The organism is Streptomyces sp. NPDC028711, assembly GCF_055565415.1.
Genome location: NZ_JBVHUJ010000004.1, coordinates 329,306 through 348,191, shown reverse-complemented (window position 1 = coordinate 348,191; position 18,886 = coordinate 329,306). Strand labels below are relative to the sequence as shown.

General features: G+C 71.9%; 17 protein-coding genes. 10 read left to right on the top strand and 7 right to left on the bottom strand.

Annotated elements, in window-relative coordinates:
* Positions 1–294: 294 nt before the first annotated feature.
* On the top strand, positions 295–642 hold the full coding sequence (locus tag ACZ4VK_RS16155) for a WhiB family transcriptional regulator (RefSeq protein ID WP_468352634.1): 348 nt from the start codon (positions 295–297) through the stop codon (positions 640–642).
* Between the two features lie 80 nt (positions 643–722).
* On the opposite strand, the gene ACZ4VK_RS16150 is transcribed toward ACZ4VK_RS16155, so the two are convergent.
* Entirely contained in the window at positions 723–1,616 is an 894-nt protein-coding gene (locus tag ACZ4VK_RS16150; RefSeq protein ID WP_468352632.1) for a LysR family transcriptional regulator, read from the bottom strand.
* An 81-nt stretch (positions 1,617–1,697) separates the two neighbouring features.
* On the opposite strand from ACZ4VK_RS16150, the gene ACZ4VK_RS16145 reads away from it, so the two are divergent.
* Entirely contained in the window at positions 1,698–2,381 is a 684-nt protein-coding gene (locus tag ACZ4VK_RS16145) for an MOSC domain-containing protein (RefSeq protein WP_468352630.1), read from the top strand.
* A gap of 20 nt (positions 2,382–2,401) precedes the next feature.
* On the top strand, positions 2,402–3,175 hold the full coding sequence (locus ACZ4VK_RS16140) for an SDR family NAD(P)-dependent oxidoreductase (protein WP_468352628.1): 774 nt from the start codon (positions 2,402–2,404) through the stop codon (positions 3,173–3,175).
* A gap of 12 nt (positions 3,176–3,187) precedes the next feature.
* Here ACZ4VK_RS16140 and ACZ4VK_RS16135 read toward each other — a convergent pair whose 3' ends face one another.
* On the bottom strand, positions 3,188–5,044 hold the full coding sequence (locus ACZ4VK_RS16135) for a DUF2264 domain-containing protein (protein WP_468352626.1): 1,857 nt from the start codon (positions 5,042–5,044) through the stop codon (positions 3,188–3,190).
* Positions 5,045–5,250: 206 nt separating this feature from the next.
* Between ACZ4VK_RS16135 and ACZ4VK_RS16130 the strand changes: the two genes are divergently transcribed.
* The 5 genes from ACZ4VK_RS16130 to ACZ4VK_RS16110 all read left to right on the top strand — a co-directional run bounded on the left by ACZ4VK_RS16130 (position 5,251) and on the right by ACZ4VK_RS16110 (position 10,620).
* Complete coding sequence (locus tag ACZ4VK_RS16130; protein ID WP_468352624.1) at positions 5,251–6,354, top strand: LacI family DNA-binding transcriptional regulator; 1,104 nt, start codon at positions 5,251–5,253, stop codon at positions 6,352–6,354.
* A 163-nt stretch (positions 6,355–6,517) separates the two neighbouring features.
* Positions 6,518–7,834 carry an ABC transporter substrate-binding protein gene (locus ACZ4VK_RS16125; protein ID WP_468352621.1) on the top strand — a complete coding sequence of 439 codons (1,317 nt, stop codon included), beginning with the start codon at positions 6,518–6,520 and terminating at the stop codon, positions 7,832–7,834.
* Positions 7,835–7,838: 4 nt separating this feature from the next.
* Positions 7,839–8,729, top strand: a complete 891-nt coding sequence (locus ACZ4VK_RS16120; RefSeq protein WP_468352619.1) for a carbohydrate ABC transporter permease — start codon at positions 7,839–7,841, stop codon at positions 8,727–8,729.
* Positions 8,726–9,580 (top strand): carbohydrate ABC transporter permease, encoded by an 855-nt coding sequence (locus ACZ4VK_RS16115; protein ID WP_468352617.1) that lies wholly within the window; start codon positions 8,726–8,728, stop codon positions 9,578–9,580. The genes ACZ4VK_RS16120 and ACZ4VK_RS16115 overlap by 4 nt, the downstream gene beginning before the upstream one ends.
* Positions 9,581–9,597: 17 nt before the next feature.
* A complete protein-coding gene (locus ACZ4VK_RS16110; protein WP_468352616.1) occupies positions 9,598–10,620 on the top strand; it encodes a hydroxyacid dehydrogenase in 1,023 nt (340 codons plus the stop codon).
* Here the strand turns inward: ACZ4VK_RS16110 and ACZ4VK_RS16105 are convergent.
* Complete coding sequence (locus ACZ4VK_RS16105) at positions 10,597–14,088, bottom strand: hypothetical protein (protein ID WP_468352614.1); 3,492 nt, start codon at positions 14,086–14,088, stop codon at positions 10,597–10,599. The genes ACZ4VK_RS16110 and ACZ4VK_RS16105 overlap by 24 nt on opposite strands.
* A gap of 47 nt (positions 14,089–14,135) precedes the next feature.
* On the opposite strand from ACZ4VK_RS16105, the gene ACZ4VK_RS16100 reads away from it, so the two are divergent.
* Positions 14,136–14,837 (top strand): ester cyclase, encoded by a 702-nt coding sequence (locus tag ACZ4VK_RS16100; RefSeq protein ID WP_468352612.1) that lies wholly within the window; start codon positions 14,136–14,138, stop codon positions 14,835–14,837.
* Positions 14,838–14,943: 106 nt separating this feature from the next.
* Here ACZ4VK_RS16100 and groL read toward each other — a convergent pair whose 3' ends face one another.
* Both groL and groES read right to left on the bottom strand, forming a co-directional pair.
* The gene (gene groL / locus ACZ4VK_RS16095; protein WP_468352610.1) at positions 14,944–16,572 is read right to left on the bottom strand and encodes a chaperonin GroEL; all 1,629 of its coding nucleotides are present in this window, start codon (positions 16,570–16,572) and stop codon (positions 14,944–14,946) included.
* A 130-nt stretch (positions 16,573–16,702) separates the two neighbouring features.
* A complete protein-coding gene (gene groES / locus ACZ4VK_RS16090) occupies positions 16,703–17,011 on the bottom strand; it encodes a co-chaperone GroES (protein ID WP_384108098.1) in 309 nt (102 codons plus the stop codon).
* 251 nt (positions 17,012–17,262) lie between these two features.
* On the opposite strand from groES, the gene ACZ4VK_RS16085 reads away from it, so the two are divergent.
* On the top strand, positions 17,263–17,694 hold the full coding sequence (locus ACZ4VK_RS16085) for a DUF6234 family protein (protein ID WP_468352608.1): 432 nt from the start codon (positions 17,263–17,265) through the stop codon (positions 17,692–17,694).
* Positions 17,695–17,762: 68 nt separating this feature from the next.
* On the opposite strand, the gene ACZ4VK_RS16080 is transcribed toward ACZ4VK_RS16085, so the two are convergent.
* On the bottom strand, positions 17,763–17,969 hold the full coding sequence (locus ACZ4VK_RS16080; protein ID WP_468352606.1) for a hypothetical protein: 207 nt from the start codon (positions 17,967–17,969) through the stop codon (positions 17,763–17,765).
* On the bottom strand, positions 17,966–18,886 hold the full coding sequence (locus ACZ4VK_RS16075; protein ID WP_468352604.1) for a polysaccharide deacetylase family protein: 921 nt from the start codon (positions 18,884–18,886) through the stop codon (positions 17,966–17,968). The genes ACZ4VK_RS16080 and ACZ4VK_RS16075 overlap by 4 nt, the downstream gene beginning before the upstream one ends.

Below are 18,886 nucleotides of genomic sequence, written 5' to 3'. Positions count from 1 at the left end.
GGTCACTCGAAAGAGTTACGGGTCGGACGGCAGCGTTCGGCACTCTACGTGAGGGTGCGCGTACGGAGGAGAGCGACGCGAGCCTTCTGTCCGTGATCGAAAGGTACTGCCCCATTTAGCGGGTTTTCTTCCCTTTTCGCGGTGTCTGTGGCTAGATTCGCAATGAGTCATATTTACATCTACTTAGACAGTAGGTGTACCGACCCGGACCCGGCGGGGCCCCGAGGAGCCCCGGCCATCAGCCATCCACCCGCCCACCTATCCGTTCGACACGGTTTCAAGGGGACAAGCGCAATGGCAGATTTCTCCCGCCTTCCCGGACCCAACGCCGATCTGTGGGACTGGCAACTGCTCGCGGCCTGCCGCGGGGTCGACAGCTCCCTGTTCTTCCATCCCGAGGGAGAGCGCGGCGCGGCACGGAGTGCGCGTGAGAACTCGGCGAAAGAGGTCTGCATGCGGTGCCCGGTGCGCGCGGAGTGCGCGGCACACGCACTCGCCGTACGGGAGCCCTACGGCGTATGGGGCGGCCTCACCGAGGACGAACGCGAAGAGCTCATGGGACGCGCGCGCAATCGCCTGATCGCGGCGGCGCCGACGACATCGGCCTCGGCGGTCGGCCGGCCGATTGTGGAGCACATGTGAAGGAACGTTTCTCCAACTATTGACGGAACAGTCGGAGTGAGCAGGCCGCAGTACCGCGCCCACGCGCGTGTCGCGCGTTCCTACGCGCGCGTGGCGGCGCGGCTCAGTTCGTCGAGCGTGGCGGCGACGGCCGGGACCTGAGCGAGGTCAGGCAGCGTCAGGGCCACGATCTCCCGCTCCACGGCCGGCTCCACGGCCACGGTCCGCGCGCCTCTGCGCCGTACGGACTCGATGGCGAGCTCCGGCAGGACGGCCACGCCGAGGCCTGCGCCGACCAGGCCCACGACGGCCGGGTAGTCGTCGGTCGCGAAGTCGATGCGGGGCGTGAACCCCGCCTCCTCGCAGACGTCCACGAGCTGGCTGCGACAGCGCGGGCAGCCCGCGATCCACGACTCCTCCGCGAGTTCCGCGATGCCCACCGACCCGGCCCCCGCGAGCCGGTGCCCCTCGGGGACCAGGCCCACAAGGCGGTCGGCGAGGATCGGCCGTACGACCAGGTCGTCCCACTCGGCCCGGCCCGCCCCGTACCGGAAGGCGAGGGCCACGTCGCAGTCGCCCTCGCGGAGCATCTCGATCGAGCGCGGCGGTTCGGCCTCGACGAGCGAGACGCGGGTGCCCGGGTGCGCGGCCCTGAGGGCGGCGAGGGCGGTGGGGACGAGGGTGGAGCTGCCGCTGGGGAAGGAGACCAGGCGGACCCGGCCCGCCCGGAGACCGGCGATGGCGGCGACCTCCTCCTCGGCGGCGGTGAGCCCGGCGAGGATGCCGGACGCGTGGCGGACGAGGACCTCGCCGGCCTGGGTGAGGCGCATCTCGCGGCCGGTCCTGATCAGCAGCGGGGTGCCGGCGGAAGCTTCGAGGGCCTTCATCTGCTGACTGACGGCGGGCTGGGTGCAGCCGAGTTCGCGCGCGGCGGCCGAGAAGGAGCCGGTGGCGGCGACGGCGCGCAGAACGCGGAGATGGCGTGCCTCGATCATGCGTCCCAGCATAAGCGAGTCTTGGGTGAAGCCGCACATATTCGCCCGCGCCTTTGAGATGGCTGCCCGTAAAGTGCCCACATGACCTTGCTGAGTGTGAATGTGGGCCGCGAGAAGGCCGTGGACTACACCGAGGCCGCCTCGGGCCTCACCGCCATCGACAAGCGTCCCGTCGAGGGGCCCGTACGGATCGAGGCGCCCGGGGCGCCCGGCGTCGGCAGGAGCGGGCTCGCCGGGGACACGGTCTGCGACCTGCGCTTCCACGGCGGGAACGACCGGGCCGCGTACGCCTTCGCCCGCGAGGACATGGACGTCTGGGAGCGGGAGCTCGGCCGCGAGCTCGCCAACGGCTCGTTCGGCGAGAACCTCACCACCCGCGGCCTCGATGTGAACGGGGCCCTGATCGGCGAGCGCTGGCGGATCGGCGAGGACGTGGTCCTCGAGGTCACCGGCGGCCGCATCCCCTGCCGTACGTTCGCGGGCTTCGTGGAGGAGAAGGGCTGGGTCCGGCGGTTCACGCAGTCCGAGGCGGGCCCCGGCGCGCTGCTGCGGGTGATCGTGCCGGGCGAGATCCGCGCCGGTGACCCGATCACGGTCGTCCACCGGCCCGGGCACGACATCACCGTCGCCCTGCTCCACCGCGCCGCGACCGCCGAACGCGCGCTGCTGCCCCGCACCTTGGTCGCCGCCGAGTGGATGGAGTCCGGACTGCTCGCGCTCGCACGCCAGTACGCGGACAAGTACGCCCGGGCGGAGGCGCCGTAAGGGGGCACTACCGTGCCCGTATGACGACTGCACTGATTACGGGCGCCACCGCGGGCATCGGCGCCGCCTTCGCACGGAGACTCGCGGCGGACGGTCACGACGTCGTGCTCGTGGCACGGGACGTGAAGCGGCTCCGCGAGCAGGCGACCGAGCTGCACGACCGGCACGGCGTCGAGGCGGAGGTGCTCGCGGCGGACCTGTCCGAGGAGAAGGGCATCGCCGCCGTCGAGGCCCGGCTCTCGGATCCGAAGCAGCCGGTGGACCTGCTCGTGAACAACGCGGGCTTCGGCAACAAGGGCCGCTTCCTCGAAGTGTCCATGGCCGACGAGTTGACGATGCTCAAGGTGCACTGCGAGGCGGTGCTGCGGCTGACCTCGGCCGCCGCCGCCTCGATGAAGGCGCGGGGGCGTGGCGGGGTGGTGAACGTCGCCTCGGTGGCCGCCTTCCTGCCCCGTGGCACGTACGGGGCGTCGAAGGCCTGGGTCGTGCAGTTCACCCAGGGCGCGGCCCGTGACCTGACGGGCAGCGGGGTACGCCTGATGGCGCTCTGCCCCGGCTTCGTACGGACCGAGTTCCACGAGCGGGCCGGGATGGGGACGGACAACATCCCGGGCTGGATGTGGCTCGACGCGGACAAGCTGGTGACGGCGGCGCTCTCGGACCTGGAGCGGGGGAAGACGCTGTCGATCCCCGACCCCCGTTACAAGGCCCTGATGGGCGTGGTGAAGCTGGCGCCGCGCGGCCTTCTGGGCGGCGTGTCGTCGAAGGCGGGACGCAAGTACGGGCCGAAGTAGTCGCCCGTACGGTCACGGTCCCGTCGTTTCGAGGGCGGCGAGGGCGGCGAGGTCCAGTCGGGTGACGCCGCCGTTCGGCCAGGTCACGGTCGTGCGGAGGCCGTGGATCCGGACGTCCGCGAGATCGGCGAGATCGGCGAGGTCCGCGGGGTCCGCTGCCGGTGCCGGGGCGGGTTCGGCGGTGAGTGAGGCGAGGGCGACGAAGAGGGACGCCGGGCCGCTCGTGGTGCCGTGGAGGGCGAGGGTCAGGCTGTCGGGACCCTGAAGGGTTTCCCCGGTGGGGAGTTCGGTCGTCTCGGGGTGGTACCCGTGGATCGCGTGGAGTTCGGCGCGCGGCCCGTCGGGGGTGGTGGCCCAGCCCGTCTGCCGTACGGAGGTCCCCTCCGGGGCGCCGAGCACGAGGTGGGCGCGGACCTCGGCGCGGCCGTGGGCGAGCGTCGCGGAGATCACCCGGACACCGGGCAGCGGACGGTGGACGGAGGCGGCCCAGTCCGGGCCGGTGCCGAGCGGGGTGGCGGGTCCGCGGGTGGTGGCCCGGCCGCCGTCCGTGAGCAGGGCGAAGTGGTTGTCGGCGGGCGCGGTTCCCGTACTGGGTCCCGTACGGGTCGCGTAGGCGTGGCGGGCGTATCCGGAGTCGTCCTCGTCCGAATCGGCGCTGTGCACATGGTTGCTGCCGTGGTTGTGGAGGCGTACGAGTCCGTCGGCGGCGGTGGTCTGGACGAGCAGCCCGGCCGGGGCGAAGGGGCGGACGGTGTCGGCGCGTTCGGCGGGCAGGGGTTCCTCGGGGTCGGTCCAGGCGGGGTGGTCCGCGGGCAGGAGAAGGCCGAGGAATCCCTTGGACGCCCAGTAGGGGGAGCCGGGGCCCGAGTACTCCTGGACGAGCGGCGGGTAGGGGCCGTGCCAGCCGAGGGTGAGGAGGCCGTCCGGGTCGGTGGCGCCGCGGTCGAGGAAGTACCGCAGGGTGCCGGAGGCCAGGCGGCGGGTGGCCCCGGCGGTGAGGGGGGTGTGCCCGGTGAGGGTGCCGAGCCAGGGTGCGGCGGCCGCGGCGAAGCGGTAGATCAGGGACCTCCCGTACGGGAGGGGAGAGCCGTTCGCGTCGAAGAGGTGGACGTAGTCGTCGAGATGGGCCCGGAGGCGCGGCCCGTATCGGTCGAGGAGCGTCCGGTCGCCGGCGAGGTGGGCGTGGAGCACGGGGTAGAAGTGCAGCGCCCAGGCGTTGTAGTGGTCGAAGGCGCGGTTGTCGCCGTCGCTGTACCAGCCGTCGCCCAGGTACCAGTCCTCGACACGGGCGAGGGAGCGGTCGATCGTGGCGGCGGCCCGGTCGGTGTCGGCGCCGGCGTCCTGGAGGAAGCCGGCGACGGTGAGGCCGAAGAGCCACCAGTTGTTGTCGACGGGGGACGGGCCGAGGGCGGGGCGGAGCCAGTCGACGACCTGCTCGCGGGTGCGGTCGTCGAGCCGGTCCCAGAGCCAGGGGCGGGTGAGGCGGAGGCCGAGGGCGATCGAGGCGGCTTCCACGATCGCCTGGCGGGTGTCGGTGGTGAGGGGCCAGGAGTCGGGCCCCTCGGGGTCGCGCCCGGCCGTGCCGGCCGCGAGCCCCTCCGCGTACCGCTCCAGGTGGCCGTGCGGGTCGGCTCCCCCGGCTCCGGCGACGCGGAGCGCGGCGAGGAGGAACGTGCGGGCCCAGCCCTCAAGGCCGTCGGAGCGGGCTCCGGACCAGCTGGGGCGTGGTCCTGGCAGCGCGACGAGCCCGTGGCGCGGGGAGGCGAAGGGGCGGACGGCCAGGAGGAGTCGGTCGGCCGCGGCCTCCCAGTGGGCACGGGTCCAGCCGGTGTACGGGCTGAGCTCACGGTTCTCGGGCGGCGTGGGCATGATGCTCCCTGTGGCTCCCTGTGGCTCCCTGGCGCTCCCTGTGGCTTCCAGGCGGTGACGTCTGCGTCGCCGGGAATCCTGGACAGGCTCCGATCGAACGTCAAGAGAATCGGAGCGAATGATCGAAATTTCTACCGTTCGATCATTCGGGGCCATGGGTGAACTAAGGTCGGGGAACCACCACCACCGCGAGGGGGAACTGCGCCGTGCGCGAGAGTGCTGCCGAACGACACGACCGACTGCTGGCCCTGGTCCGCGAGCGCGGCACCGCCCGCGTCGCCGACCTGGCCGAACGGCTCGGGGTCTCCCCCGTCACCGCCCGCCGTGACGTCGAAGTCCTGTCCGGCCGGGGTCTGCTGGACCGGGTGCACGGCCAGGTGTCCTGGCCCGAGCAGCGGAGCGGCCCGGCCGGCGGGCGCCCCGGCGAGGGCCTGGTCATCGGCCTGCTCGCCCCCTCGGCCACGTACTACTTCGCCGAGGTCATCCGGGGTGCGCACGAGGCGGCCGCCCGCGCCGGCGCCCGGCTTGTGCTCCGCGTCTCGGACTACCGGCCGGAGGAGGACAGGGCCCGCACCGAGGGGCTGCTCGCGGCGGGCGCCGAGGGCGTGCTCGTCGCCCCGGGCTGGCGGGGCCCCGAGGACCGGCTCGCGTACGGGGACTGGCTGGCCGAACTCCCGGTGCCCGCCGTGCTCCTGGAGCGCCGGGCGGAGCCGGGCAGCCCGCTGGACGGCCTGGACCGGGTCGCGTCCGACCACGGCCATGGCGTCCTGCTCGCCCTGCGCCACCTGCTCTCGCTCGGCCACGCGACACCGCTGCTCGTGGCGCGCCGGGACTCCCCGACCGCGCTCGCGGTGCGCGCCGGCTACATCGAGGCCCTGGAGACGCTCGGGCTCGGGGAGCCGCGGCCCGTCATCGACTCGGTGCCGGCGGAGGCGGATCCCGAGGGCTTCGAGCGGGCGGTCCGCGCCCTGCACGAGGCGGTCGGCTCGGGCCTCGCGAGCGCGGCCCTCGTCCACAACGACGTGGACGCGATCGAGATCGTGCAGCGCCTCGCCGAGCTGGGCGTACGGGTGCCGCAGGACCTGGCCCTGATCGCGTACGACGACGAGGTCGCCGCGCTCGCCGACACCCCGCTGACGGCGGTCGCCCCGCCCAAGCGGCAGGTGGGGCGGCATGCGACCGAGCTGCTTGTGGAGCGGCTCGCCGAGCGCGGCGCGGGCTCCGACGAGGACGCGGCCCGCCGTCACCTGGGACTCCTTCCGAGACTGCGGGTGCGTGCCTCGTGCGGGGCGCACCCGGCCTCTCCCTGAACGACCGGGTGCGGGCCTCGGGCAGGGCTCGCCCGGGCTCTCCCTGAACGACCGTCATCTGATCTTTTTTCGATCAATCAATCTTTCGCTCTTGACTTCGGTCAGGAACGGTCACAGGATCACGGCCACAACCTCCCAGCCGCCCGCCTTCAGGAGCCGTGCCGTGACCCGTAGTTGGAGCAGAACGTCCCGTGTCATAGCCGGCACCGCCACCGCCCTCGCCGTTCTCACGGCCTGCGGCGGCGGCGGTGACGACACCGCGAACAAGCCGAACGAGCCCGTGACCATCACCTTCTGGGGCTGGGCCAAGGGATCCAAGGACGTCGTCGACGCCTTCAACGCCTCCCACACCGACATCCGGGTGAAGTTCGAGGAGATCCCCTCCGGCACCGCCGGCGGCTACGCCAAGATCTCCAACGCCGTGAAGGCCGGCAACGCCCCCGACCTCGTCTCCATCGAGTACTCCTCGCTGCCCGAGTTCGTGAGCTCCGGCGCCCTCCAGGACATCGGCGGCGAGTTCACCGAGGCCGACCGCGCCAAGCTGCTCCCGCAGACCGTCGACCTCACCACCCTCGGCGGCAAGTCCTGGGCCGTCCCCTTCGACGCCGCCCCGCAGGCCTTCTTCTACCGCAAGGACCTCTTCGCGAAGTACAAGGTCGAGGTCCCCGCCACCTGGGACGAGTTCAGGAAGGCCGCCGAGCAGGTCAAGAAGGCCGACGCCAAGGCCCGTATCGCCACCTTCTTCCCGGACGACCCGACCACCTTCGAGGCCATGGCCTGGCAGGCCGGCGCGCAGTGGTTCAAGGCCGAGAACGACACCTGGAAGATCAACACCACCGACGCGGCCACCACCAGGGTCACCACCTACTGGCAGGGCCTCCTCGACGCAGGACTCGTCCACAAGAACGCCTCCTTCAGCCCCGAGTGGACCGGCTCCCTCAAGAACGGCACCACCATCGGCTACCTCGGCGCCTCCTGGGGCGCCGGCGTCCTCAAGGGCACCCTGCCCGAACAGGACGGCAAGTGGGCCGTCGCCCCCATGCCCAGCTGGGACGGCAAGCCCGCGAGCGGCATGCTCGGCGGCACCTCCTTCGCCGTGACCAAGGACAGCAAGCGGAAGGCCGCCGCCGTCACCTTCGCCGAGTGGATGTCGACCACCGAGGACGGCGTCAAGGCCCGGATCGCCTCCGGCACCTCCTCCGCCTTCCCGGCCGCCACCGCACTGCGCCCCGTCGCCAAGAAGGCCTTCGACGCGAGCTACTACGGCGGTCAGGACATCTACGCCCTCTTCGAGGCCTCCGGCGCCTCCATCAGCCCCGACTGGGCCTGGGGTCCCACCACCGGCACCACCAACACCACCATCAAGGACCACTTCGGCAAGATCACCCAGGGCGGCCCCGGCATCGCCGACGCCGTCAAGGCCGGTCACGACGCCACCGTCGCCGAACTCACCAAGCGCGGCCTGAAGGTCGAGGGCTGACCGCATGAAGGCCCGCACCCGCGCCGCCACGATCCTGCTGACCCCCTTCTTCCTGCTCTTCACCGCGGTGATGGTGGTGCCGATCGGATACGCGGTCTGGCTCAGCCTCTTCACCGAGAAGCAGTCCGGACTGGGCTTCGGCGGCACCGAGACCGTCTTCACCGGCCTCGACAACTACACCGCGGCGCTGGGTGACCGGGCCTTCCGCGAGGGCTTCGGCGTCCTGCTCGGATACTGCCTGCTCTACATCCCGCTGCTGCTCGCCGGAGCCCTCGGCCTCGCCCTCCTGCTCGACTCGGCCCTCGCCCGCGCCCGCCGCTTCTTCCAGCTCGCGCTCTTCCTGCCGCACGCCGTCCCCGGCATCATCGCCGCCCTGATCTGGGTCTACCTCTACACGCCCCAGCTCAGCCCGGTCGTCCAGGCCATGGAGGCCGGAGGCATCGGCTTCGACTTCTTCTCCCCCGAAGGCGCCCTGCCCTCCGTGGTCAACATCGCCCTGTGGGAATGGCTCGGCTACAACATGGTCATCTTCTACGCGGCCCTCCAGGCCATCGACCGCTCCGTCCTCGAAGCGGCCACCGTCGACGGCGCCGGTGCCTGGCGCATCGCCTTCTCCGTCAAGATCCCGCTCGTCAAGGCCTCCCTCGCGATGGTCGGCCTCTTCACCGTCATCGGCTCGCTCCAGCTCTTCACCGAGCCGCTGATCCTCAACAAGGGCACGGGCTCCGCCGTCACCTCCACCTGGACGCCGAACATGTACGCCTACACCGCGGCCTTCGACCGCAACGACTACGGGCTCGCCGCCGCCGCCTCCGTACTCCTCGCCCTGACCGCGGCGCTGCTCTCCTTCGCCGTGACCAGGTTCACCGGCCGCCGGAAGGCGAGGACGGCATGAGCAGGCCCCGCACCCCCTCCGTCTGGCTGTCCAAGGCGGCCGTCAACGGCGCGCTCCTCCTCGCCGTCGTCTACATGCTCTTCCCGCTCGTCTGGCTGCTCACCGCCGCCACCAAGGACGCCGGCGGCCTCCTCGCCGGAAACGCCTTCTCCTTCGAGGGCTTCGACCTGGGCGGCAACCTCACCCGGCTCGCCGAGTACAACGACGGCATCTACTTCCACTGGTACCTGAACAGCCTCCTCTACGCCGGACTCGGCGCCCTCGCCTGCTCGTTCGTCAGCGTCGCCGCCGGATACGCCTTCCACGTCTACGACTTCAGGGGCAAGGAGAAGCTCTTCGGCCTCGTCCTGCTCGGCGTGCTCGTCCCCACCACCGCGCTCGCCCTGCCGATGTACCTCCTGGCCAGCGAGATCGGCGTCGTCAACACCTACTGGGCCGTCCTCATCCCGGTCCTGGTGAACCCCTTCGGGGTCTACCTCTCCCGGGTCTTCTGCGCCGGCTACATCCCCGACGAGGCCCTGGAGGCCGCCCGTATCGACGGGGCCGGCGAACTGCGCGTCTTCTGGTCCATCGGTCTGCGCATGGTCATGCCCGGCTTCGTGACCGTCTTCCTCTTCCAGTTCACCGCCGTCTGGAACAACTTCTTCCTCCCCCTGGTGATGCTGTCGGACCAGAAGCTCTACCCGCTGAGCCTCGGCCTGTACGCATGGAACAGCAACGCCCACGCCGAACCCGACTTCTACCCCCTCGTCGTCACCGGATCCCTGCTCGCCGTCGTCCCCCTCGTCGTCGCCTTCGTCTCCCTCCAGCGCCACTGGAAGGCCGGTCTGACGGCCGGCAGCGTCAAGTGAGGAGCTCAGGTACAACGATGCACCCGACCACTGACAACCGCCCCTCCCTCCTTCTCGCGATGGGCGAAGGCGTCGCCGAACGCCTCCTCACCGACGGCCACCGCACCCGCCTCGCCCGGCTCACGCGCACCGACGCGCACCTGGTCGCCCACGACCTGACCACCCCGGACCCCCGGACGGCCGCCGCCCTCTCCGAGGCCGAGATCCTCCTCACCTGCTGGGGAGCGACCCCGCTCACCGCCGAGGTCCTCGACCGCGCGCCGCGCCTGCGGGCCGTCGTCCACGCCGCCGGCTCGGTCAAGCACCACATCACCGACGCCTGCTGGGACCGCGGCCTCCGCGTCACCTCGGCCGCCGCCGCCAACGCGCTCCCCGTCGCCGAGTACACGCTCGCCGCGATCCTCTTCGCCGGAAAGCAGGTACTCGGCTCGGCCCAGCGGTACGCCGAACTCCGCGCCGACCACACCTGGCTCACCGAGTCCGCGGCCTGGGGCAACTACCGCCGCACGGTCGGCATCGTCGGCGCCTCCCGCATCGGCCGCCGGGTCATCGACCTGCTGCGACCCTTCGACATCGACATCCTGCTGTACGACCCGTACGTCGACGTCCCGCCCTCCGGCGTGGAACTGGTGACGGACCTCGACGAACTCTGCGCCCGCAGCACGGTCGTCTCGGTCCACGCGCCCCAGCTCCCGTCGACCCACCACATGATCGGCGCGGCGCAACTGGCGGCGATGCCGGACGGGGCGACCCTGATCAACACCTCCCGGGGCTCCCTGATCGACGAGACGGCCCTCCTCCCCCACCTCCTGACGGGCCGCCTCCACGCCACCCTGGACGTCACGGACCCGGAACTCCCGCCCCCCGACTCCCCCCTCTACACCCTCCCGAACGTCCTGCTCACCCCACACGTGGCCGGCTCCCTGGGCAACGAACTGCACCGGATGGCGGACCAGGCGATCGGGGAGATCACGCGGTACGCGCGCGGTGAGCCGTTCGCGGAGGAGGTGCGGGCGTCAGATCTCCAGCGTTCGGCGTAGGCGCAGGCGCAGGCGCTCGGCCTCGGCGAGGACGACGGTCAGGGCGTCCGGCGCACAGCGCAGAACGGCCGGCAGCACGTCGTACCAGTGCCCCAGGTGCAGGGCGACCGCGACGGCCTGCCGGGCCCGAGCGGGCTCCGGTTCGACGACGGCGAGCCGGGCGAGGCCCTCGGCGCAGCGCCGGCCGAGGCCGTACAGCTCGCCGAGCACGTCCCGGGCCCGCTCGTACTGCCCCGCCACCGTCAGATGCCGCACAAGGCCGAGCAGTGTTTCCGGGACCTCCGCCGGGTCCAGGGAGCGGGCGACGGCGATCGCCTCCTCGTACCGCCCGAGGAGCACCAGGGCCTGGGCCACGGCACCGCCCTCGCGCGCTCCGCCGACGACGGGCGCGAGCGCCCGCGCCAGAGCGACGGCCTCCTCCCGCCACCCGAGGACGAGGTACGCCCGCACGACGTCGGGCAGCGCGTCCGCGTTCACTCCGGTCCGGGCGCAGTTCCCGTACTGCTCCAGCGCCTCCTCCACCCGGCCGGCCCGCACCAGGACCTCCGTCAACAGCGCGTACGTCTCGGCCTTCCGCCACGCCGGCGCGGTGGACGCGAGCGCGAGGGCGGCCTCCGCCACACCTGCCTCCGCCAGGGCGCGCAGCGCTTCGAGGTACGCCCCGTCGAAGACGACGTCCCCGGAGTCCGCCACGAGGTGGACCACGGCGCCGTAGGCGCCTTCGGCGGCCCGCCCGCGCACCACGCCGACCAGCGCACGGTCACGGAGGTAGCCCGACAGGCCGAGCGCGACGGCCTCCGCGCGGTCCGTCTCACCGGCCGCAACCAGCGCCTCGCACAGTCGGATGGCGGCGCCGCCACCTTCGCGCACCACCTCCTCCGCCAGGAACCCGCGTGCCGTCTCCCGCAGGCCGGGCACCGACGCGAGCCCTTCGGCGACGGCCGCGATCCGGTGGACGACCTCCTCCCGGGGCGGCTCGCGGTAGCGCCCCTCGGCAGCCGCGAGCAGCTCCACCGCCGTCGCCCTGTCCCCGCACAGCAGGAGCTCGTCCGCCACGGCCACCGACACCGCCGCGTCCCGGGGCTCTCCCGTACGGGTCATGGCAAGGGCCTGGTCGCGACGGCCCTCGCGCACGAGCCGCCTGGCGTACGCGCCGACGACCCGGTCCCGGCCGCCCGCGCCCATACGGTCCAGGAGGGCGAGGGCGCCCCCGGGGTCGCCGTTCCCGAGCCTCGCCAGGGCCAGGGCCTCCCAGCGGGGCTCCGCTTCCTCCGTGGGCAGTGCCGCCACCAACGGCTCCGCCTCCGCCGTACGCCCGACGGCGGTCAGCTCGTCGGCGAGCACACCCCGCAGGATCCTGCCCATGGGCTGCTCGGGCAGCCGACCGAGCGCGGCCCCTGCCCGGTCCCAGACGTGCGCCCGCGCGAGCTGAACCGCGAACAGCTCGTCGCCGGGCAGACCGGACGTCCGCAGGCCGAGGCGCGTGAGTCGGTCGTACTCCCCCGCCTCAGCGAGGGCCCGCGCCACCACGTTCGTGTCGAGCCCCTCCGGGTGCAGCGCGTCGACGGCGCGCAGCGCCGCCTCCCGCAGGGCGGCTGCCCGCCCCTCGTGTCCCGCGTCCCGCAGGACGAGCGCGCCGTGCAGGAGAAGCGCCGCACGGGTGCCGGAGTGCCACGGCCCTTCCGTCACGGCGTTCTCGGCCTCGGCGACCCGCCCGGCAGCCAGCAGGGACCGGCACACCGTGACGGTCATGCGGGCGACCAGCGTCTCGCCCTCGGTCCCGCCGCCGGCCACGTCGCGCGCGACACGGAGCGCGGCCGTGTGCTCGCCCACCCGGCACAGCCCCTCGACGAGCACCGGCACGGACTCGTCCCGGAAGAGGACGTCCATGGCACGGACCGTCTGCTCGGCCCGCTCGTACGCGCCCGTCTCCAGCAGCAGCGGCACGAGGCACCTGGCGGCCTCGAAGCGCTCGTACGTGCTCTGCGTCCGCCCGGACAGGCGCTCGATCCCGTCGATCAGCTCTTCCGCGCGGGTCCTGTCCCCCGCGCGGAGCAGTCTGGCCGCGACCTCGGCGAGGACCCGGACGGTCCGGAGCGCGCTGTCGCCGCCGGCCAGGGCGATGGCGCGGTCGACCTCGCCGGCCGTCGCCCAGGCGCCCGCGAGTTCCGGCGGTACGGTGCCGCTGCGCAGGGCGAGGGCGTCGCGGCGTATCGCGAGGCGGAGCATGGTGGGGACGAGGCCCGGCCCGTCGCCGCGGGCGAGGGCCGCGTCCCCGGCCGCGCGGATCTCGGCGACCGCGGCGCCGTCTCCGCCGGTGGCCTCGCGGAGCCGGTCCTGCCGTGCGGTGTCGAGCGCGCACGCCAGCATTCCGTCGAGGTCGCCGGCGGCCCGGAGCACCGGGAACCAGCCGTACAGAAGATGGGCCGGCGTGTCCTCCGGCCAGCCCCGCTCCCGCCATGTCTCCGCCCAGGCGGACAATCGCCGCCGCTGGCGGTCGAGTTCCCGGGTGCCGAGCATCTCCCGTGCCCGCGCCGCGAGTTCCTCGTGGGCCAGCAGGTACGCCTCGCCCCGCAGCGCGAACGTCCGCCCCGGGCCCGTACGCAGAACGTCCCTGACCCGGTACGGCACTTCGCCCGTCAGCTCCGCGAGGTCGTCCGCCGTCAGGCCGCCGCCCGCCGCCGCGACCAGGGCGAGCAGCTCGTACGGGAGGCCGCCCGCCTCCAGGAGGCGCTTCAGTTCGCGCTCGGCCTCGACGCGGATCACACGGGCCTGCGGCGACGGGGTCAGGAAGCGGACGGCCGACGGGTCCCGCAGCGGGTGGTTCTCGGGGACGTCGGCCGGGAGGGGCGGGTGGAGGCGCCCGGAGACGATGACGGGCAGGTCGTACGGGAGGAGGGACGCGATCGAGTGGGTGTCCGGGCCCGTCGTCACGCCCCGGTCCTCGTCCAGGCCGTCGACGAGGAGGACCAGGCGCTCGCCGCGCGCCGCGCAGGCCTCGGCGGCCTCCCCGTACAACCGCAGGAGGTGGGCCTCCCTGGTCGCGGCCGTGAGCAGCGCCGGGGGGCCCTCGCCCGCCAGTCCCGCCAGCTGCTCCAGGACGACGTCCACGTACGCGACGACGTCGTTCTGGGCGCCGAGGCGGGCCGTGATGAAGAAGGGGACGATCCTCACCCCCGGCGGCGGGTTGCGGGCGAACCAGGAGAGGAGGGCCGTCTTGCCCGCCCAGGCCTCGGCGCGCCACCAGAGGTACGCGGGGCCGGAGTCGGCGCGGCAGAAGGCCGCGAGCTCCGCCAACTCCGCTTCGCGGCCGATGAGTTCCGTCGGGGCGATCCGGCGGACCTGTTCGCCGTATCCGGAGCGGACGGCCGGCGGATCCGGTCTGCCGATCCGGTTGTCGTCGCCGATCACCACGACGCCCGCTCGGTTCCGGACCGTGATCGACCGCTCTCCCCCTGCCCGCTCCATGCGCCCAACCTAGACTGGAAGGGTCCTACCACGGGTCGGGAGGCGCCATGAGCTTTGTACAAATCATCGACTGCAGGACCAGCCGGGTCGACGACCTGAACCGCCTCATGGATCAGTGGGTCGAGCAGACCAAGGGCAAGCGGACCGCCACCCACAGCATCGTGGGCAAGGACCGTTCGGACTCGTCCCACGTCGTGGAGATCGTCGAGTTCCCCTCGTACGACGTGGCCATGCGGAACTCGCAGCTCCCCGAGACCGACCGGATCTTCCGGGAGATGGTCGCGCTCTGTGACGAGATGCCGACCTTCACCGACCTCGACGTGGTGCGCGACGAGGCGCTGTACAAGACGAACGCCCGCCGTCTCCTGGAGATGTTCGCCGGCGAGCCGGAGCTCGCGCTGCTCGACGAGGTGCTCGCCGAGGGGTACCACGACCACGATCCGACCAACGCCGAGCAGGACGTCATCGGCATGGACGCGGTCCGGCGCGAGGTGCGGATGTGGCGGCAGGGCTTCGACTTCTCCTTCGCCGTCGACGACCAGATCGCGGAGGGCGACCGGGTCTGCACCCGCTGGACCTGGACGGGCTCCCACACCGGCGACTTCATGGGGCTCCAGCCCACCGGCATGGAGGTGACCATGACCGGGACGGTCATCCACCGGGTCCGGGACGACGGGAAGATCGCGGAGGGCTGGTGGCAGTACGACATGCTCGGCCTGATGGGGCAGCTCGGCGCGGTGGAGGCGTGAACCCGGGGGAGAAACGCGGTGGAGGCGTGAATCCGGCGGAGAAACGCTGAGGCCCGGTGCCCCCGCGACGGGGGCACCGGGCCTCGGCGATCAGTTACGACAGGCCTCAGTGCGAGTGGCCGTGACCGTGGCCGTGGCCGTGGTCCGCCGGCTCCTCTTCCTTCTTCTCCACCACGAGGGTCTCGGTGGTGAGGAGGAGGGAGGCGATCGAGGCGGCGTTCTCCAGGGCGGAGCGCGTCACCTTCACCGGGTCGATGACGCCGGCCTTGACCAGGTCGCCGTACTCGCCGGTGGCGGCGTTGAAGCCCTGGCCCTTGTCGAGCTCCGCGACCTTCGAGGTGATGACGTAGCCCTCGAGGCCGGCGTTCTCGGCGATCCAGCGCAGCGGCTCGACGGCGGCGCGGCGGACGACCGCGACACCCGTGGCCTCGTCGCCGGTCTTGCCGAGGTTGCCCTCGAGGACCTTGACGGCGTGGACGAGCGCGGAGCCACCACCGGAGACGATGCCCTCCTCGACCGCGGCGCGGGTCGCGGAGATGGCGTCCTCCAGACGGTGCTTCTTCTCCTTCAGCTCCACCTCGGTGGCGGCGCCGACCTTGATGACGCACACGCCGCCGGCCAGCTTCGCGAGGCGCTCCTGGAGCTTCTCGCGGTCCCAGTCGGAGTCCGTGGACTCGATCTCGGCCTTGATCTGGTTGACGCGGCCGGAGATGTCCTCGGCGTTGCCGCCACCGTCGACGATGGTGGTGGCGTCCTTGGTGATGGTGACGCGGCGGGCGGTGCCGAGCACGTCCAGGCCGGCCTGGTCGAGCTTGAGGCCGACCTCCTCGGCGATGACGGTGGCACCGGTGAGGGTGGCCATGTCGCCGAGCATCGCCTTGCGGCGGTCGCCGAAGCCGGGGGCCTTGACGGCCACGGCGTTGAAGGTGCCACGGATCTTGTTGACGACCAGGGTCGACAGGGCCTCGCCCTCGACGTCCTCGGCGATGATCAGGAGCGGCTTGCTGGCGCCGGCCTGGATGACCTTCTCCAGGATGGGCAGCAGGTCCTGGATCGAGGAGATCTTGCCCTGGTTGATCAGGATGTACGGGTCGTCGAGGACGGCCTCCATACGCTCCTGGTCGGTGACCATGTACGGGGACAGGTAGCCCTTGTCGAAGGCCATGCCCTCGGTGAAGTCGAGCTCAAGGCCGAAGGTGTTGGACTCCTCGACGGTGATGACACCGTCCTTGCCGACCTTGTCCATCGCCTCGGCGATGAGCTCGCCGACCTGCTGGTCCTGCGCGGAGAGCGCGGCGACGGCGGCGATGTCGGACTTGTCCTCGATCGGACGGGCGGTCGCGAGGAGCTCCTCGGAGACGGCCTTGACGGCGGCGTCGATGCCCTTCTTCAGGGCGGCCGGGGAGGCACCGGCGGCGACGTTGCGCAGACCCTCGCGGACCAGGGCCTGGGCGAGCACGGTGGCGGTGGTGGTGCCGTCACCCGCGATGTCGTTGGTCTTGGTCGCCACCTCCTTCACCAGCTGGGCGCCGAGGTTCTCGTACGGGTCCTCGAGCTCGACCTCGCGGGCGATCGTGACACCGTCGTTGGTGATGGTGGGGGCGCCGAACTTCTTGTCGATGACGACGTTGCGGCCCTTGGGGCCGATCGTCACCTTCACCGTGTCGGCAAGCTTGTTGACGCCGCGCTCAAGGGCGCGACGGGCGTCCTCGTCGAACTTCAGGATCTTCGCCATGGGAGCGGTTCAGCCCTCTCGGAATCGGGTGGAACGAACCGCGCCCCGGGGCGCCTGGAAGGGGCCTCGGGGCGCAGCTCTGAGCATCTGGTTCAGTGCTCGTACTTCGGTACTTCAGTACTTCGGTGAATTACTTCTCGACGATCGCGAGCACGTCGCGAGCCGAGAGGACGAGGTACTCCTCGCCGTTGTACTTCACCTCGGTGCCGCCGTACTTGCTGTAGAGCACGACATCGCCGGTCTGGACGTCGAGCGGCAGGCGCTCGCCGTTCTCGAAGCGGCCCGGGCCGACGGCCAGGACGACGCCCTCCTGGGGCTTCTCCTTGGCGGTGTCCGGGATGACCAGGCCAGAGGCGGTGGTCTGCTCGGCGTCGAGCGGCTGGACCACGATGCGGTCCTCGAGCGGCTTGATGGCAACCTTGGAGCTGGTGGTCGTCACGATCCGACCTCCCCCTTCGGAGATCACGGGGTTGACTGTCTGAGGTGGCGAACCAGGTGGATCCGTCGTCGCGGGTGCCGGACCTGCCCGTCGCTGTGTTGGCACTCTCCGGTGGGGAGTGCCAGAGCCGAGACTATGACCGCGGTTAGCACTCGGTCAAGCGGAGTGCCAATTCCGTGCCGTGTGGCGATTCGGTCTCGGTACGCGCAACGGCACACCCCGCCCCTCTGTTCCGTACGAGGGTTCGATCCATGACGACTTCCCGTCCTCCTGTTCGCACCGGTGCCGACATCCTGCTCGCGTGCGCGCTCCTGCTCCTGGAAGGCGTGCTCGTCCTGATCGCCGCGTTCACCCTTGGCATGCGGAAGTGGGGAGAGGCGTACGACCCGCGGCCCGAGGGGACGCCGCCGATGAACTGGGTGCCGGTGCTCGTCCTCGGCGGGATCACGGCGGGCATCCTGCTGCTCGGCTGGTCGATGCTGCGCGGGGGCTGGATGTGGACCGCCTGGGCGCAGTTCTTCGCGGTGGGGCTGCTCACCCTCGCGACCCTGCTCGTCGCGAACGAGGAATGGTCGCGGTCCCACCCCGCGACCCCGGACCCGGCGGCCTCCCCGCCCGCACCGTCCGAGGCCCGGTGCGTCTGCCGCAGCGGGGGCGGGCCCTGTGAATGCCCGGGAGGCTAGACGCGGGGGCGGACCCCGTGAACGCCCGGGAGGCTAGGGGTGTCCGGCGGATCATGGCCGGATACGCCCTAGGGGGTGTCCCCTCGTACCGGCCCGGCCGCCGCCCGTTCCGCGATCGTCGTCGCCTCCCGCGGTTCCACCGTCCCCACCCGCTCCGCCGCCTTGCGCCCGAGCCGTTCGATCGGGTCCACCGCCGAGGCGCAGCCGGAGACGGCGAGGAGCGCGCCGGCCAGGACGACTCCGGCAACCGTCCGGCGCGCCGAGGAGCGGCTCACACGTAGTCCTCGAGCTTCGCGACCGCGTACCCCTTGGCCGTGATCACGTTCATCACCCGGCGGATCATGTCGGGCATGGTCCCCTTCCAGTCGTCCTTGCCCCGGAAGTGGGTGAGCACGATGTCGCCGGGGTGCAGGTCCCGGTCCCACTCGCGCCACTCCATGCGGTCGGGGAACGCCTCGGACGCCCACAGCGGGACGGCCTTGACCCCGCAGGACCTGGCGGCGCGCAGGGTGTCCTCGTTGTAGTTGCCGTAGGGCGGACGGAAGAGCGTCGGCCGCTTGCCGAAACGTTTCTCGATGACGTCCTGCATGCCGCAGATCTCGCGCTTCTGACGGCTGTACGAGAGTCCCGGCAGATAGCGGTGGTTGAGGGTGTGGTTGTGCAGGGCGACCCCGCCCTCCTGCGACGTCTGCATGCGGGCGAAGTAGCCGTAGTCGTCCTTGACGACGTAGTCGCTGATGAAGGCGCTGTACGGGATCCGGAGCTCCTTCATCATCCGCAGCAGCTGGGGATCCTTCTCCGCGCCGTCGTCGATCGTCAGGAAGACGACCTTCTGCTTGGTCGGCACGGTGGTGAAGACGGGCGGCAGGCCTTCGCCGTCCGTCTCGAATCCCTTGCGGGTGGTGATCTTCGGCTTGACGGCGGGCGGGGCGGGGGCGTCGAGCGGCGGCCGGGCGAGGCCCCACTTCTTCGCGGCGAGCACCCGGGCGGCGCGCTGCTCGCGGACCTTCTCGACGTACTTGGTGAGCGCGCCGGACGCACCCTGCGCCGGGGCCTGCTGTCCGGCGGCGGGGGCGGGCGCACCGGCGACCGGCTCGGGGTCGTCGGAGCAGGCCGTCGCGGTGGAGGCGAGGGCGGCGACGACGAGGGCGGCTCCGAGCACTCGGGAGGAACGGTGCACACCGTTTGCCAT

Bases quoted from the DNA above. Each gene is read 5' to 3' on its own strand.
- ACZ4VK_RS16155 (WP_468352634.1), top strand. From the start codon at position 295: ATGGCAGATTTCTCCCGCCTTCCCGGACCCAACGCCGATCTGTGGGAC.
- ACZ4VK_RS16150 (WP_468352632.1), bottom strand. From the start codon at position 1,616: ATGATCGAGGCACGCCATCTCCGCGTTCTGCGCGCCGTCGCCGCCACC.
- ACZ4VK_RS16145 (WP_468352630.1), top strand. From the start codon at position 1,698: ATGACCTTGCTGAGTGTGAATGTGGGCCGCGAGAAGGCCGTGGACTAC.
- ACZ4VK_RS16140 (WP_468352628.1), top strand. From the start codon at position 2,402: ATGACGACTGCACTGATTACGGGCGCCACCGCGGGCATCGGCGCCGCC.
- ACZ4VK_RS16135 (WP_468352626.1), bottom strand. From the start codon at position 5,044: ATGCCCACGCCGCCCGAGAACCGTGAGCTCAGCCCGTACACCGGCTGG.
- ACZ4VK_RS16120 (WP_468352619.1), top strand. From the start codon at position 7,839: ATGAAGGCCCGCACCCGCGCCGCCACGATCCTGCTGACCCCCTTCTTC.
- ACZ4VK_RS16115 (WP_468352617.1), top strand. From the start codon at position 8,726: ATGAGCAGGCCCCGCACCCCCTCCGTCTGGCTGTCCAAGGCGGCCGTC.
- ACZ4VK_RS16110 (WP_468352616.1), top strand. From the start codon at position 9,598: ATGCACCCGACCACTGACAACCGCCCCTCCCTCCTTCTCGCGATGGGC.
- ACZ4VK_RS16105 (WP_468352614.1), bottom strand. From the start codon at position 14,088: ATGGAGCGGGCAGGGGGAGAGCGGTCGATCACGGTCCGGAACCGAGCG.
- ACZ4VK_RS16100 (WP_468352612.1), top strand. From the start codon at position 14,136: ATGAGCTTTGTACAAATCATCGACTGCAGGACCAGCCGGGTCGACGAC.
- groL (WP_468352610.1), bottom strand. From the start codon at position 16,572: ATGGCGAAGATCCTGAAGTTCGACGAGGACGCCCGTCGCGCCCTTGAG.
- ACZ4VK_RS16085 (WP_468352608.1), top strand. From the start codon at position 17,263: ATGACGACTTCCCGTCCTCCTGTTCGCACCGGTGCCGACATCCTGCTC.
- ACZ4VK_RS16075 (WP_468352604.1), bottom strand. From the start codon at position 18,886: ATGGCAAACGGTGTGCACCGTTCCTCCCGAGTGCTCGGAGCCGCCCTC.